Source organism: Candidatus Thiodiazotropha endoloripes (assembly GCF_001708965.1).
Lineage (GTDB): Bacteria > Pseudomonadota > Gammaproteobacteria > Chromatiales > Chromatiaceae > Thiodiazotropha > Thiodiazotropha endoloripes.
On record NZ_LVJW01000006.1, the window covers coordinates 163,806 to 177,685 of the forward strand.

At 49.9% G+C, this 13,880-nt stretch carries 11 protein-coding genes; 1 reads left to right on the plus strand and 10 read right to left on the minus strand.

Features of this window, described 5'->3' with window-relative positions; genetic code table 11:
• Positions 1-185 precede the first annotated feature (185 nt).
• The 5 genes from A3193_RS11340 to A3193_RS11360 form a co-directional block, all read right to left on the minus strand.
• Positions 186-800, minus strand: coding sequence for a response regulator transcription factor (locus A3193_RS11340; RefSeq protein WP_069006217.1), 615 nt, complete (start codon positions 798-800; stop codon positions 186-188).
• A gap of 5 nt (positions 801-805) precedes the next feature.
• Positions 806-2,968: a PhnD/SsuA/transferrin family substrate-binding protein gene (locus tag A3193_RS11345; protein WP_083218740.1), complete on the minus strand. Its 2,163-nt coding sequence runs from the start codon at positions 2,966-2,968 to the stop codon at positions 806-808.
• A gap of 110 nt (positions 2,969-3,078) precedes the next feature.
• Positions 3,079-3,879, minus strand: coding sequence for a hypothetical protein (locus tag A3193_RS11350; RefSeq protein WP_069014877.1), 801 nt, complete (start codon positions 3,877-3,879; stop codon positions 3,079-3,081).
• Between the two features lie 73 nt (positions 3,880-3,952).
• Entirely contained in the window at positions 3,953-4,795 is an 843-nt protein-coding gene (nfo, locus tag A3193_RS11355; protein ID WP_069006219.1) for a deoxyribonuclease IV, read from the minus strand.
• Between the two features lie 111 nt (positions 4,796-4,906).
• Positions 4,907-6,040 (minus strand): glycosyltransferase family 2 protein, encoded by a 1,134-nt coding sequence (locus A3193_RS11360; protein ID WP_069014879.1) that lies wholly within the window; start codon positions 6,038-6,040, stop codon positions 4,907-4,909.
• Between the two features lie 389 nt (positions 6,041-6,429).
• On the opposite strand from A3193_RS11360, the gene A3193_RS11365 reads away from it, so the two are divergent.
• On the plus strand, positions 6,430-7,377 hold the full coding sequence (locus A3193_RS11365; RefSeq protein WP_069014880.1) for a glycosyltransferase: 948 nt from the start codon (positions 6,430-6,432) through the stop codon (positions 7,375-7,377).
• Positions 7,378-7,419: 42 nt separating this feature from the next.
• Here A3193_RS11365 and A3193_RS11370 read toward each other — a convergent pair whose 3' ends face one another.
• From A3193_RS11370 to A3193_RS11390, 5 genes are all read right to left on the minus strand, one after another.
• The gene (locus A3193_RS11370) at positions 7,420-8,568 is read right to left on the minus strand and encodes a glycosyltransferase family 4 protein (protein WP_083218741.1); all 1,149 of its coding nucleotides are present in this window, start codon (positions 8,566-8,568) and stop codon (positions 7,420-7,422) included.
• A gap of 48 nt (positions 8,569-8,616) precedes the next feature.
• Entirely contained in the window at positions 8,617-10,158 is a 1,542-nt protein-coding gene (locus A3193_RS11375) for a lipopolysaccharide biosynthesis protein (RefSeq protein ID WP_069014884.1), read from the minus strand.
• 92 nt (positions 10,159-10,250) lie between these two features.
• Positions 10,251-11,387: a DegT/DnrJ/EryC1/StrS family aminotransferase gene (locus tag A3193_RS11380; protein WP_162272442.1), complete on the minus strand. Its 1,137-nt coding sequence runs from the start codon at positions 11,385-11,387 to the stop codon at positions 10,251-10,253.
• Between the two features lie 62 nt (positions 11,388-11,449).
• The gene (locus A3193_RS11385) at positions 11,450-12,490 is read right to left on the minus strand and encodes a FemAB family XrtA/PEP-CTERM system-associated protein (protein ID WP_069019499.1); all 1,041 of its coding nucleotides are present in this window, start codon (positions 12,488-12,490) and stop codon (positions 11,450-11,452) included.
• Between the two features lie 166 nt (positions 12,491-12,656).
• Positions 12,657-13,865 (minus strand): carboxylate--amine ligase, encoded by a 1,209-nt coding sequence (locus A3193_RS11390; protein ID WP_069014890.1) that lies wholly within the window; start codon positions 13,863-13,865, stop codon positions 12,657-12,659.
• Positions 13,866-13,880 lie beyond the last annotated feature (15 nt).

Here is a 13,880-nt window from a genome sequence, read left to right on the forward strand (position 1 = left end):
CGGTGGTTGTGGTTTTCCACAACCCTGATATTCAGAAGCCTCAGTTCGCCTGGTAGATCGCTACGGGTACGGCTGGATTTTCGCCACTACACCCCACCCCCGAACTCTACCGATACCATAGCCGGTGACTTTATCCGCTTCAATACTGGGGCGGTTGAGAGCCCATTAAACCAGCGCAAGAATAACTACTCATTCTCCAGGGTTAGCATCATCCGCATCAGATGAGAGAGTGAGTCGGCCTGCATCTTCTCCATCACCCGGGAGCGATGGGCTTCCACGGTCGACAGGGTAATCCCCAGCTGCTCAGAGATATTCTTATTCCGCATCCCGCTGATAACCAGGTCGAGTACTTCCCGCTCCCTGGGTGTCAGCTGATTCAGATGGTCACGGATCTCAGACAGCCTGGAGGCTTCACCCCGCTTCTCCGCATCCATCTCGATCGCCCGGTGGACACTGTCGAGCAGAATCTGGTCGCGAAACGGTTTTTCGATAAAATCCACAGCACCTGCCTGAACTGCACGCACTGCCATTGGCACATCACCATGCCCGGTAATGATGATCACCGGAGGATGCAGCGGCAGCTCGTTCAACTTCTCCTGCATATCCAGACCGCTCATACCCGGCATACGGATATCCACCACCAGACAACCCGGCAGGGACTCATCGAAGCGATCGAGATACTCCAGTGCAGAGGCAAAACAGATCACCGGCAGGCCAACCGATTCGAATAACAGCTTCAGAGCGCTACGCACCTCTTCGTCATCATCCACTACATAGACTGTTGGCGTGGTCTGATCCATGGCTTTTACGCAACCTCCCCGATTGGCAAATTGAAACTGAACTCGGCACCGTCCCGATAGTCAGGGTTAATCGACAGTTTACCACCGTGTGCCTCGATGATCCCGTAACTGATTGAGAGCCCCAGTCCCATACCGTCCGACTTACCTGTCACGAAGGGATCGAACAGGGTTGTTTCCAGCTCCGGCTTAATGCCGGGTCCATTGTCCCTCACCCAGAGATGGATTATTCCACCAGGTTGCTGCCGGGTTCCGATATGCAGCACCCGTTCCTGGTCATCCAATTCAGAGAGGGCCTCGATCGCATTCCGCGCCAGGTTGAGTATCACCTGTTCGATCTGAATCGGTTGCACCAGTACCGTTGGCAGCGGCTGTTCCATATCCAGTATGAGCCGTACATCGGCACGAGTGATATCGGGACGAATCAATACCGCGACCGCATTCACCAGAACATTGACGTCCACCAGAGAGCTCTCCAGGGGCTCTTTGCGTACAAACCGCCGCAATTGACGAATAATCTCACCGGCCCGATCGGCCTGGGCGGCAATCCGTTCCATCACATCCACACAGACAGTGGTATTGGATGGATCGGACTCCAGGATTCGCATACTCGCCTGGGCATTGGTCGAGATTGCCGTCAATGGCTGGTTCAACTCGTGGGCGATGCCTGATGCCATCTCGCCAAGGGTACTGAGCCTGCCGGCCCGCGCCAGCTCGAGCTGATGTTGACGCGCCTCCTCCTCGGCCCGTTTACGCATCGTGATATCCCGAAACACCACCACACTACCGATGGTCTTGCCCCCTTCATCCTTGATCGGGGTACTGCTGTACTCCACCGGGAAACTGGTACTGTCCTTTCGCCAGAATACATCGTCAGAGATATAGCGTGGCTGATCATCACGAAAGGTCTGGTAGACCGGGCAGTCAACCGCCCGATGCGGTGAGCCGTCTTCATGGGAGTGATGCAGGATCTCATGCTGATTATGGCCAATCACATCTTCCGCCTCCCAACCGGTAATCCTCTCTGCGGCCTTATTGAAAAAAGTGGAGCGTCCATTCATGTCCACGCCATAGATACCGTCCGCCACCGAATCGAGAATCAACTCATGCTGAAGTTCGAGACGATCCTTGGCTTTTTTCAGCTCCTGGTTGAGGCGCATTACCTTGAGGGTCATCACCACCATGAAAAGCAGCATCAGTAAGCCACCCAACAGCCAGTAGCGGTAACGGCTGATTGCATCGACCAGGGTAATTTTGCCCAGATACTGATAGGGAGGCAGCTTGAGCGTCATGAACAGGTCATGTACCGGCTGATAATCGAGCGGGATGGTCCAGCCCGCATATTTTCCCGCCAGTGCCGCATGGTGATCATGCGGCATATTCAACAGGGCGACCGCAACCTGCTGGGCAAGTGTATCGGCTGTGTGGGCGACTTTACTGAAGGGCCATTCAGGATAGAGCCGGGTACTGAGTGCGAATGGAAACTCTTCGACCTGCTGTGGATTGATGATCCGGAAATCTTTCAGTTCGATGGTACCCACGGATGCCATGCGCTCGAGAATATCAGTACGCACCGTACCAACGTCGACTTCACCATTCAGCACCGCCATCACCACATGATCATGGATACCACCCCAACGCAGCGCCTTCAGATCGGTGTAAGGGTCTATGCCCTGATCGACCATCTCCCGCATGGCCATCTGGAAACCACCCAGTGAGGTGTCGTAGACCGCCATCATGGTATGACCACGAAGATCCGCCAGGGTGTTTATCTCGGCGTGATCCTGGCGGGTGAAGATGACTCCACCAAAGATTTTGTAAGGGACATCGTTGCGTCGATTATAGAGTGTGGCAATCCGTGAGACCCGGTATTTCACCTCCAGGTTGACATAGATTCCCGGATTGACCAGCACAAAATCGACTTCGCCGGCAGAGACAGCGGGATTCACATCATCGAATTTCAATGGCCGGATGATGAAATCGTGAGCGGGAATGCTGCTGTGGAGGTACTCTGCAGTTGGTCCCCAATTCCTCAGTGTTGCCTGGTCTCCACGATGACTCAAGACACCGATACGTACCATATCGGCATACAGCAGTGATGGGAATAGAAACTGCAGCAACAACAGCCCAGCAACACCCCACCAGCGTAATGATTCACCGGAATTGACCATTCCCTGAGCCTATGTGAAAAAGCGCTAGCTGACAAGTTGCCAGGGGAAGCCTGAGAAGATCAAGAGGGTGTCGGGTGAAGAGTAAAATGCCAACAGAGTGTAGTGCGTCTTTAGAGCCTGTCGGTCAGAGATTTCAACTTTCCCAGCAGGGACTTGCTGGATTGCTGCTGCCGTTCCAGCTGCTCACGGGCAAGTGCCTCCTGCAACTCGAGCTCGCGCTGCCTTTTGGCCTCCTGGAGACGCTGGCGAATCGCATGCCTGGCCGAATCATCGATCTGCAGATCGTACAGATCAGCACGATTGCGCAGGATATAGTGCCCCAGATTGTCGAGCCAGGCATCATCCACCTTGTGTGGCTGGATCAGGCTCTTTTCAACCTTGAAGCCTCTGAAATTGGTGATGAATATCCGAATCGAACCCAGCTCCGGATCGGCCTGAAAAAGAAAATTCACCTTGACCACGACCGGCAACTGAAGGTTCAGCCCGACCACCTGCTGTTGATGATCCCGAATCGGCCACTCGGTGTAGCGCATGGTCTGACTGTCGAGGAAGGCACAGGCCTCATCCGCATTGGTCTTGGGGGTAATGGCAAAGGTCTGTTCACTGTCTGAAACACACTGGAAGCGCAAGCGGACAACCCGTGTGTTCTCTGAACTGTCCGCATTGACCACATAATCGGTATGGCGCAGTCCGGCTACTGGACCCAGTCCCGGCATATCATACTGATGGTGAACTTCATGATCGAGAATTTTCAGCTGATCAGTCAACTCGGATAGATACTTCAGAATTGACTGCATCGAGGGTTTGAATTGCGACTGGTATAGGGATTCCAGCCTGGTCGCCTCACAATCAGCACGATCGTCCTGTTGTCGTTTACGGGCTTCCTGTTTCAGATTTTCCAACAGAGACATCGCAACATCCTGTAGCTTCCTAGAGATTCCAAGCGGGCAAGTTTATCTATTAATGCTCCGGCGGCCAAATAATTTACTTCTGAAATCCATACAGACTGGCGATCTCCTCAGCCCAGAGAGTGTCATCAATCGTCTCAAGAATCAGTGGAATTTCACTAAACCGCTGATCCTGCATGATATAACGAAACACCTCCCAACCCAGCTTACCCTGCCCCAGGCTATGGTGACGATCGACACGTGCGCCCAGCTCAGGTTTACTGTCATTCAGGTGCATACCCCGTAGATATTGAAAACCCACTACCTGATCGAATTCCGCAAAGGTCTTGTCACAGGCTGAGGTAGTCCGCATATCGTAACCGGCAACAAAGGTATGGCAGGTATCGAGACAGACTCCGATACGGCTCTTGTCCTCAACCTGATCGATGATCTGAGCCAAATGCTCAAATGTGTAACCCAGGGTACTTCCCTGTCCTGCGGTGTTTTCGATCACAGCGGTCACCCCCTGTGTCTGATCCAGACACCAGTTGATCGAATCGGCTACACGCTGAAGACTCTTGCTCTCATCAATTTTTCTCAGCGTCGCTCCAGGGTGGAAATTCAACAGAGACAGGCCCAGCTGTTCACAGCGCTGCAATTCATCAAGAAAGGCTTTTCTTGATTTATCCAGGCCCTCGCTTTCGGGATGGCCCAGATTGATCAGATAGCTGTCATGAGGCAGTACATGCCGACTCTCAATGCCAACCTCTCTGAGGTTGGTCTGAAACATTTCGATGGCATCCTCAGTCAGCGGTTTTGCATGCCATTGACGCTGGTTCTTGGTAAACAGAGCGAAAGCTTTGGCGCCAATTTCGTTCGCGTTGAGCGGGGCATTCTGAACCCCTCCGGAGGCACTCACATGTGCACCTACATACTTCATATCAATGCCCTACAGATAAAAGTCCAAAAGGAGAAAAGGTATCCATGGCTGGCGACCCGCCGCCCGTCTCATTCAACCCCATGGGTTTGATCCACGCTGATAGGTCACCACTCATTTGGAGCGTTTGGTTGGAGTCCAAATCTCCTGCCGTGTTCCAGAAAGGTATTTCAGCCAGGCTTTCAGAATCGACACATTCACCGATACGAAGAACAGCGGCAGTTTCACCAGTGGCAGTGCTCTCTGCAGCGGTTCGCTGAAGGCCGCCACGGCAGCAACACCGTAGAACAGCAGTTGCAGCAGCAGAAGCACCTGGTAGAAGGGACTATCCAGCAGAAACAGATTGCTGACCAGCAGGGAGATGAGGAAAAAAGGCACCAACCATCTGGCAAGCTTGTGAGAGATCAAATAGAGAGAGAAGCGTGGATAGCTGAACGGATTTAACAGCTTGGCTTTCTTGAACAGCGCGGTAATGCCACGAATCAAGGTACGCACTTTTCGGTTGAACTCATCCTTGTGGGATTCAGCCGCTTTCATATAGCCAAACGACTCGGAGATCGATATCGCCCGATAACCCTGCTCTACGGTATTCAGAACCGAGTAAAAGTCGGGGGCAACACCCTCAATGAATGGGGTGACAATCTCTTTTCTCTGCGCATAGAGTGAGCCACTCGCGCCGACGATCGAACCGGTTACCGACTCCTGTTTGCGTAAGAAGAGTTCATACTTTCCATACAACCCCTCACCACTCCCACCCTCGATAAGGTCCTCACCTGACACGCAGCCCATCTCCGGCAAGGCAAATGGTCGAACAATCTCAGTGATTGCCTCAGCATCGAACATGATCGAGGCATCCGAGAAGACGATGATATCGCCGCTGGCAGCCTGCAGCCCCGCATTCAGGGCATTGGCCTTGCCTTTTCGCTCCTCAAGTTCGATCAAGGTCAGGTTATCAATTCCCTGATACTCCTTTACGATCTGTACGGTATTGTCCGAAGAGCCATCGGAGACGATCAGAACCTGCAGGTTCCCGGAAAAATTCAGCGCTTTTGTATTGTCGAGCTTGCGCTCAATCACCGCCGCTTCATTGTGTACCGGAATAATGAGAGTAACTGATAGATTCTCTGGGTATTGGAGGGATTTATAGTCGATGCCACGGCTGACTCTGTTGATGACCATCAACAGAAACGGATAGCCGAAATAGGCATAAAAGACCAGCAAGAATGAGCCCCAAAGCACAAATTCCATAGTATCTCTGCAGGTGAAGTGTGGTAATACTATCTCGAAATTGCGGGCAATTATGCCATTTTCAACACGATTTTGTAATAGTGGACTGAACCACAGGACCGGCTTGCCGGCACGCTAATCACAGCACACCGGCGGTAAATCAGAGCGAGCGAGTGGTGACACTGATAGCCGGTTGAACAGGCTCTTTGTTGCCCGGGAAGCGCCACTGTTCAGAGGCCTCCAGTCAGAGCTGAAAAGCGTGCGTGGCGGCCAGACCAAGTGGATGGATCCACACTGAGACGCCACCAGCGGTCACTGGTTTGGAATCTGCCGGCCGCATACGATATATTGCCGTATAATCTCCGCACCGTTTTTTGAAAGTGATCGCTAAGCTTGAGTGAATAGCACCGATGGAATCGACATCAGACACCAAAAATCCGGAAATTGCTCTCTCATTCATTATCCCGACAATGAATGAAGCCGACAATATTGGGAGATTGATCGACTCCATTCAGCGGCACAACCAACAAGACACCTATGAAATCATTGTGGTGGACAACGGTTCTGAAGATCAAACGCGGTCAATCGCCGAGAGCAAAGGAGCCATTGTCCTGCTGGAGCCTGAACTGAATGTCTCTGCCTTGCGAAACGCCGGTGTAGCAGCCAGTCGAGGCACGATCTACATATTTCTTGATGGGGATATCGAACTGACCGAAGCCTGGGCTGAGGAGTTTCCCAAAACACGCAAACTGCTGGAGGAGAACAGCAACATTTTGACCGGATCAAAATGCAGCATCGCCAATCAGGATAACTATTTGGAGAAATACTGGTTTGCCGATAGCGCAGGACAATCCAGCAACTATGTCAACAGCGGTCACCTTATCATTCATAAGGCGCTGTTTTCCAAGTTAGAAGGCTTCGATCCGGAACTTGTTACCGGTGAAGACACAGATCTCTCGGTTCGGGCTAAAACAGAGCATAACGCTTCTATCGTCAACAACCCGAAACTGAAGGTCCTGCACCACGGTTACCCGAACGATCTGTTTACCTTTGTAAAACGGGAAGCCTGGCATGGCACCAGAACCAGCCGATTCCTCGATGTCATCTGCTGTTCCAATATTCAACTGGCCACAAATATTTTTCTGATTCTACACCTGGTGCTTTTTATTGCACTTGTGTTACAGGCCCATTCAATTACCCAGCTCTCTGCCCTGATGATTGTATTGCTGTTGATTTCATCGGCACTCTACAAATATGGGACCAACATTCTGTTGATCGCAGTCAATAGTGGGATTTTCTACTTCTACTATCTTGGCAGAAGCATTTCGATCCTTAAGTGCCTGTTCAGGCTTTGTTAACCCGGCGACCAGGTAGGCCCGAACAATAGTGGCTAAAGCCCACTATAGAATACTGTTATAGACCTCAGCCATTCTGGCCAGACGAATATTTGAATCGAACTCCTCTCTGATCCTCTGCTCCGCTTTGCCAGTCTTATCGAGGTATTGTTGGGGAGAATCGAGAAAGGATCGGATCGAATCGATCAACTGTTGTCGATTATCCGCTTCAATGAGCGTACCAACCTGGTCGCTATCGATGATCTCTGAAGTACCGCCAACATCTGTGGCGATAATCGGTACCCGCATCAACATCGACTCGAGCACCACATTCGGCATGCCTTCCGTTGATGATGCCTGAATGACAAGGTCAAGTTCGTTATAGACCGGTTGCATATCCTTAATGAAACCGACAAATTCAACCACATCCTGCAGGCCGAGACTTTCTGTCAGATGACGAAGGTTCTCCTCCTCCGGACCGATCCCGATCAAAAGCAGTTTCAGTTTATAGCCTTCATCTACCAGCGGCTTGATTGAGCGAAGCAACTGATCCTGACGTTTCTCTGGACTCAACCTACCTATTTTTCCAATCAGAACGGTATCTTTGGAGACACCCAGACTCTGCCGCAGATTGTCCCTCTCCTCGATATGATAGTGTTGCGTATCGAGTGCATTGCGTACCGTAACAAGGTGTTTAGAAAATGGGTTTATCTTCTTTAGTCTGGACTGCGTTTTATCGGAAACAGTGATAACAAGATCGAACAAGTAGGCCAGCAAAAGTTTATCGATAAACAACAGCAACTTCCTTTTCAAGCTGTTTGCCACCCAACCATGGGCGGTGGATACGATCGGAACTTTTAATTTTCGTGCTGCAATAAGCCCAAACAGGTTAGATCGAAGATCGTGTGTGTGAATAACATCAATGGGGGTGGTTTCGTTATATTCCAGGATCTGTCCGATGATTGAGAAATCGAGGGTCTTGCTTTCAATGATCTCAAAACAGTCCAAGCCTCTCTGTTTTGCCTTTGTGAGGTAATCAGAGTCACTCTTTTCTTCAGACCTGAAAGTGGCGATTTTGATTTCAATATTCTGTTGTCGGAGCCCGGCAGCAACCTCGATAATCGTACGCCCAGGGCCGTCATACCAGGGAGAGTCCCGAATATCGAGGATTACCAGCTTATCTTTTCTCTCATCCACATCCATCCCCCTACTCATATCACCAAACCCACTACTCGACTGTAGATGACATAGGGCCGGTTAAAATTAGTTTGATCTCTTTGCCAATATAGGCTTAATCTTTTGATATATCTGTTGGCGTTCACTGGCATTGAAGATAATCCAAAATGAGATTGTGAGATAGACCGTTGAAGCAGCAATCACCAAACCAAAAAACTGCGTCATACTTCCGATTGTCATAGAGTGACTGATATACAACACCATCAACAGAAATGGTACCGCAGCCAATGTCGGCCGCAAATAGCTCGACAGATAGTACTTCATTAAATTCATACCGATCACTCTGGTTGTATAGATAGGCAGAATAACCGCTGTCAGAATAATATGTGGAATTGCGGTACCCAGAGCCACACCAGCCACTCCATAATAGTGGAGTAAAACGATACTCAATCCGAGATTGGTTATCGCTTCGCCGATCCGGAAGAAAGCGAGCATTTTGTGTTTATCCAGACCATATAACACGCTGGTGAGTGTTTGGTGAGGTGCCGAAAAGATCTGCGTTACCGCCAGAATCAACAGCACCAAACCTGACAGCTCACGAAACTCCTCTCCCATCCATAGTGCGATAAACTCTCCGCCAAGGAGTATGAACACCAACACCACAGGATAGGAGATGAACAGTGTAAGTTTCGAACCATCAATCACTGTTTTATTGATTCGATGATGATCATCCAAAGCGCTGTAGCGTGCCACCATCGGCATCAGCACTCTGGCCGTGACCACCACGAGTTGCCTCAGGTACTCAGCCAGAGTCCCGGCTATGGCGTAGAAGGTTACCGAGGCGACAGGCATGAAAATACCTATCACGATGGCATCTGTCATAAATACAATTTTCTGCCCCAGATTATTGATCAATACAAAAGCACTGTAGTTGACGATCTTTCTTGTCACTTTGCGAAAGGCCGCATCGATTTTCAGTCTGACTTTAAATCTGACGTCATGAGTTGCTGCAATCTTCTTTGCGGCATGCATTAGATAGAGGCCACCAAGAAAACTGAGCAGCATCTGACTGGCAGCCATTGCGACGATTGTATAACCATTACTCAGCAGAATCACAAACGCCGCCGCCTTAAGCAAGGTGGTCAGAATATTGACAATATTAAAAATGTCATAGCGCTGCAGTCCCATTAAAACGCCGGAAAATATGTTGAAAATGAAGAACTGCGCTATGGTCACACCAACTAGAAGAACGCTAACCGATGCCGCTTTAGCCACCTCCTCTTCGACCCCGAAGATCGAGGAGAAATAGAGTGCGAGCACAATCGAGATCAGAACGGTAACAACAGAGATAAAGAAATAGATTATGAATGAAGCACTCAACACCTCTTCAAGCGCTTTCGGATCTTTCTTGGCAAGGGAGTGGGATGTGGATCTGATAACCGACTCGCGAACACCGAGATCAAACAGATACATGTAGCCTGTAAACTGATTGATAATGGTCCATACACCATACAGCTCATTACCCAGACTGTGCACTACAAATGGGGCAAGAAAAAAAGATACGACAATGGAAACCAACAGGCCAGTCCAATTCGAGAAGAGATTTCTTATTATTCTGTTTTTTTCCATTTTCAGGACCTGTTAACACTCAATCGATTTATACAGCAACCTAACATGCCAAACTCCTCACCAAAGCCTGATGACTCTATACCATTCGGCTCTTATAAACCCGCCAGAATTTCAATGATCTGATTCATGTCGGTTTCACGCACATAGGCGTGTGTGGGTAGTGTCACAATCTGCCTTGCAATGACCTCCGCAGCGGGGCATGCCCTCTCCCCGACCAGATGGCCCGCTATCTCGTCAACACAGTTCAATGACTTTGGATATGAGGCTGAGATGCCATATTCACGATATTCATCAAGCAACTCACTGCGTTGATTCGCATCATGGACCAGCAGGGGGTACCTCAGATAGGCCGGTTCCGTTTGCACCAGCCGATCGATCTTGGTTATCGACTGATTGGATTGCAGTGCCTCATCATAGTAGAAGCCACGCTGAGTTCTTGACTGGGTGATCTGATCGATCCTGTTGAACTGAGCAGTTGCTAAAGATGAGAGAAAGGCTGGATACTTGCTGACCTCGACATCAGTCTCAAAGCGGGTCTCTCCCAATCCTGAAAAACTGATATTGGCGGGCAGTTTATAGGCGTAAGGGTTGAGAAAAAAATAGTAGATCACTACTTTTATGAACTCGATGGCCTGGCGCTTAAAGCTCAGAGGATCGAGTCTTTCCACATTCTGGGATAACAATTCTGCCAGACCAGGATGGTTTGTTACTGCCAATCCACCCTGTATGGATGTTACGTTTTTACCTTTGTCGAGACTCAAAATACCCGCATCACCAAAACTGCCCAGATAGCGTCCATCAATTTTTGCATTGAGTGATTGAGCCGCATCATCGATTAACAGAAAACCTTCGCTTTTTGACAACTTTTCCAACATCGGCAGGTCATTTGGCAAGCCGTATAGATTGGCGCTGATGATGGCAGCAACCCGGGAGAAGTCGATCTGGCGAAGCTGCTGTTCATCATAGGAGAGCGTTCTGGGGTCGATATCACAGAGTCGGATTTTGAGCCCTGCATTGATTACAGAACTGGCTACTGAGTAACAGGTGTAGGCGGGAACGATTACCTCATTACGATCGTTGTCACTGTTTTGAAGCTTTACAGCCGCCAGTAGCGCTGTCATGGCTCCCCGCCCTGTGGAAAAGAGGAATCCAGCATCCATCCCAAGCAACCCTTTTGCGAGTTGCAGCAACACCTCGTTGTGGTTCTTACCGGAAACAATATTTGCCAACCAAACGGCTAATTCCGCAAATTTGATTGGCGAGCCAGTTGGAGAAAGATGTCTCATCATACCTAAGGTATACTCTTGGATATCAAAGGCCCGATCAATCCGACTATCGGCAGTGGCAGTTTTTTCCAGACATCGATCGCCAATTTGAACTTCACGTTGTCTACATTCAATTGTGGCATATCAGCTCCATCCGGCATGTAATACTGCCAATAGAGCTGTTTGGTCTCTGCATTCCATTTCTTCTTGAATGACTCACCGGTTGAGTCGGCGGTTGATCGACCAAGATGAAAATTACGATATCCCCCTTCGCAGCTGTCTTTGATCATCTCCCAATAGAGAGCATAGGTTGGCTGAAGCCTGCGATACTCCTTGACAGTACCCATCCACATCCCTTCGACAGTCTGTTTGTAGTAACCATTCATTGCCACACTGATCGGCTGACCATCCATGTATATCGCAAATATCTTCAGGTCCTGTGGTGAAAAGCGCTGAAGCAGCGATTGAAAGTAACTTTTTTTGTAGAATGGCGTCCCCAGATCCCGCCAGGAGTGGCTCATGACATGATAAAAATCATCGAGCAGTTCTGCATGACCGGAACGAACTTCAATATCATTCTTGTAGACCCGTCGAATATTGGTGCGATGTTTTGACTTGTATCCGGACCAGATCTTTTCATGGTCATCTTCAAGCTTGATCACCAACGAGACTTTTTTGGTCGACTCCTCGAGCCCCAGCGGTGAACTCTTACCAGCCCGTAACTCCAGATAGTCCACTTTAGACTCGTTTGCCAGTTCAATCGCATACTTCACCAGATCCTTCTCTATCTCGATGCTATCGGCACAGGCGCCGCCGAAGTTGACGAACGGCATCGAGCACATGATCCTGCCAAACAGTCTGCTGTTGATTAATACGATGGGTAAAACACCGTTGATCCGCTCCTCCTGCCTGGAGACGATCGGATAGACCAGATGACCAAAGTGACTTTCATTCAACTCCTGCCACTCGAACCGCTGGTAGAAATTCGCATCGGCAGCATCACCAAGATAGTGATTCCATAACTCCCTGCTCTTCGATGTAATCGATAATCGCTGAATATCCGACATTTCACCTGATCCGATAAAAATACGCTGTGCTGGCATTTTACAATGAAATCACACAACAGACGCTAAACAATTTCTAGTCTCAAACAACTTCGCTGAATCCAAATCGACCACCTGCCATTGCAGTCAGTGGTCTCTTCCCCGCCGGGCTGTCCAGGCTCTGTTGACGTTAATCCAATCTATTGAGCAGATTGGTGTTTATCCACTTTTTGGTCTCGTAAAACCAGGGCCCCATATCTTTGAATCGCAACACTTCAAAACGCTGGCCACGGCTCCAGGGGAGCAGTATGGAGAGAATGGCCCTCAATCTGCCCGGATGTTGTTCAGGCAGTTTCAGTGCTTCGCTCTTCTTCAGCAGATACATCAACAGCAGATCCATATCTCCCCAGAACCAACGGGTTTTGACACCGGTCTTATACTCCGGTGGATGTTTCGGATCGTCTGCGGAAACCATGGAGAGCAGTATCTCGGGAAAATCCACACCCGCATCGATGGCCAGCTGCAGGGAGCCCCAGTAGCGTCCGTTTATCTCCATGATGTAGGCATCACCCGTCGCCTCATCGATCTTGAACTCAACCATTGCCACCCCATGCCATCCCAGGGCAGTCAACAGCTTCTGACTGTACTCATCGACCTTTGGATCGATCAAGCGGCTCTCCCGGAGTACGCTGACACCCCCTGAAGGGGGCTTTTCACGTAATCGTGAGTGGGCAAATTTGGCAATACATTTACCATCGTTGAAGCAGTAGAAGGCTCCGGAGCCCACCCCGCTTATACGCTGCTGTAGAATGACCGGATAGACTTCAGGAACATACGCTTCCAATTTCTCAAGCAACTCACTACGATCTGCAGCATAGTCGACCGCCGTGGAGATCCAGCCACTCGAAGACTTGACTCTGGACCTGACCGGCTTCAAGACAACCGGATATTTGAGCCCGGCACCGCTCAGGCCCTGCTCCACACCGTCACTGGAGTTGATCACCAACGATTGAGGCACAGGCATACCGATCGACTTTGCCAGCTCCAGGATGTGATTCTTGTCCGCAGCCGCATTGATCGCCGCATCATCCGCAATCGGCAGAGTGCAAGTGGTTGGAAATCTCGCCCTGTGTTTAGAAACCAGTAACAGACAGACATCGGTGACAGGCATCAATACCTCAATCCCATACCGCTCAACGGTATCGATGAGAAAATCGACAAAAGCCTCCGGCTCCTCGGCAGGATTGGGATAGCTTACGCCAAGGTGACAATACTTTGAGGAGGACGCCAGAGATCTCTTGGATTCGGATCCGACAAAAACCTGGTGCCCTTTTGAGCCAAGCGAGCGGGTTACCGCCAATGCAGCTCTTGCGTATCCGTCAGTAACAAAAACCTTCATAGTGAGGGAGTGTTT

Excerpts from the sequence above, each read along its gene's own strand:
- A3193_RS11340 (WP_069006217.1), bottom strand. The coding sequence starts at position 800 with ATGGATCAGACCACGCCAACAGTCTATGTAGTGGATGATGACGAAGAG.
- A3193_RS11345 (WP_083218740.1), bottom strand. The coding sequence starts at position 2,968 with ATGGTCAATTCCGGTGAATCATTACGCTGGTGGGGTGTTGCTGGGCTG.
- A3193_RS11350 (WP_069014877.1), bottom strand. The coding sequence starts at position 3,879 with ATGTCTCTGTTGGAAAATCTGAAACAGGAAGCCCGTAAACGACAACAG.
- nfo (WP_069006219.1), bottom strand. The coding sequence starts at position 4,795 with ATGAAGTATGTAGGTGCACATGTGAGTGCCTCCGGAGGGGTTCAGAAT.
- A3193_RS11360 (WP_069014879.1), bottom strand. The coding sequence starts at position 6,040 with ATGGAATTTGTGCTTTGGGGCTCATTCTTGCTGGTCTTTTATGCCTAT.
- A3193_RS11365 (WP_069014880.1), top strand. The coding sequence starts at position 6,430 with ATGGAATCGACATCAGACACCAAAAATCCGGAAATTGCTCTCTCATTC.
- A3193_RS11370 (WP_083218741.1), bottom strand. The coding sequence starts at position 8,568 with ATGAGTAGGGGGATGGATGTGGATGAGAGAAAAGATAAGCTGGTAATC.
- A3193_RS11375 (WP_069014884.1), bottom strand. The coding sequence starts at position 10,158 with ATGGAAAAAAACAGAATAATAAGAAATCTCTTCTCGAATTGGACTGGC.
- A3193_RS11385 (WP_069019499.1), bottom strand. The coding sequence starts at position 12,490 with ATGTCGGATATTCAGCGATTATCGATTACATCGAAGAGCAGGGAGTTA.
- A3193_RS11390 (WP_069014890.1), bottom strand. The coding sequence starts at position 13,865 with ATGAAGGTTTTTGTTACTGACGGATACGCAAGAGCTGCATTGGCGGTA.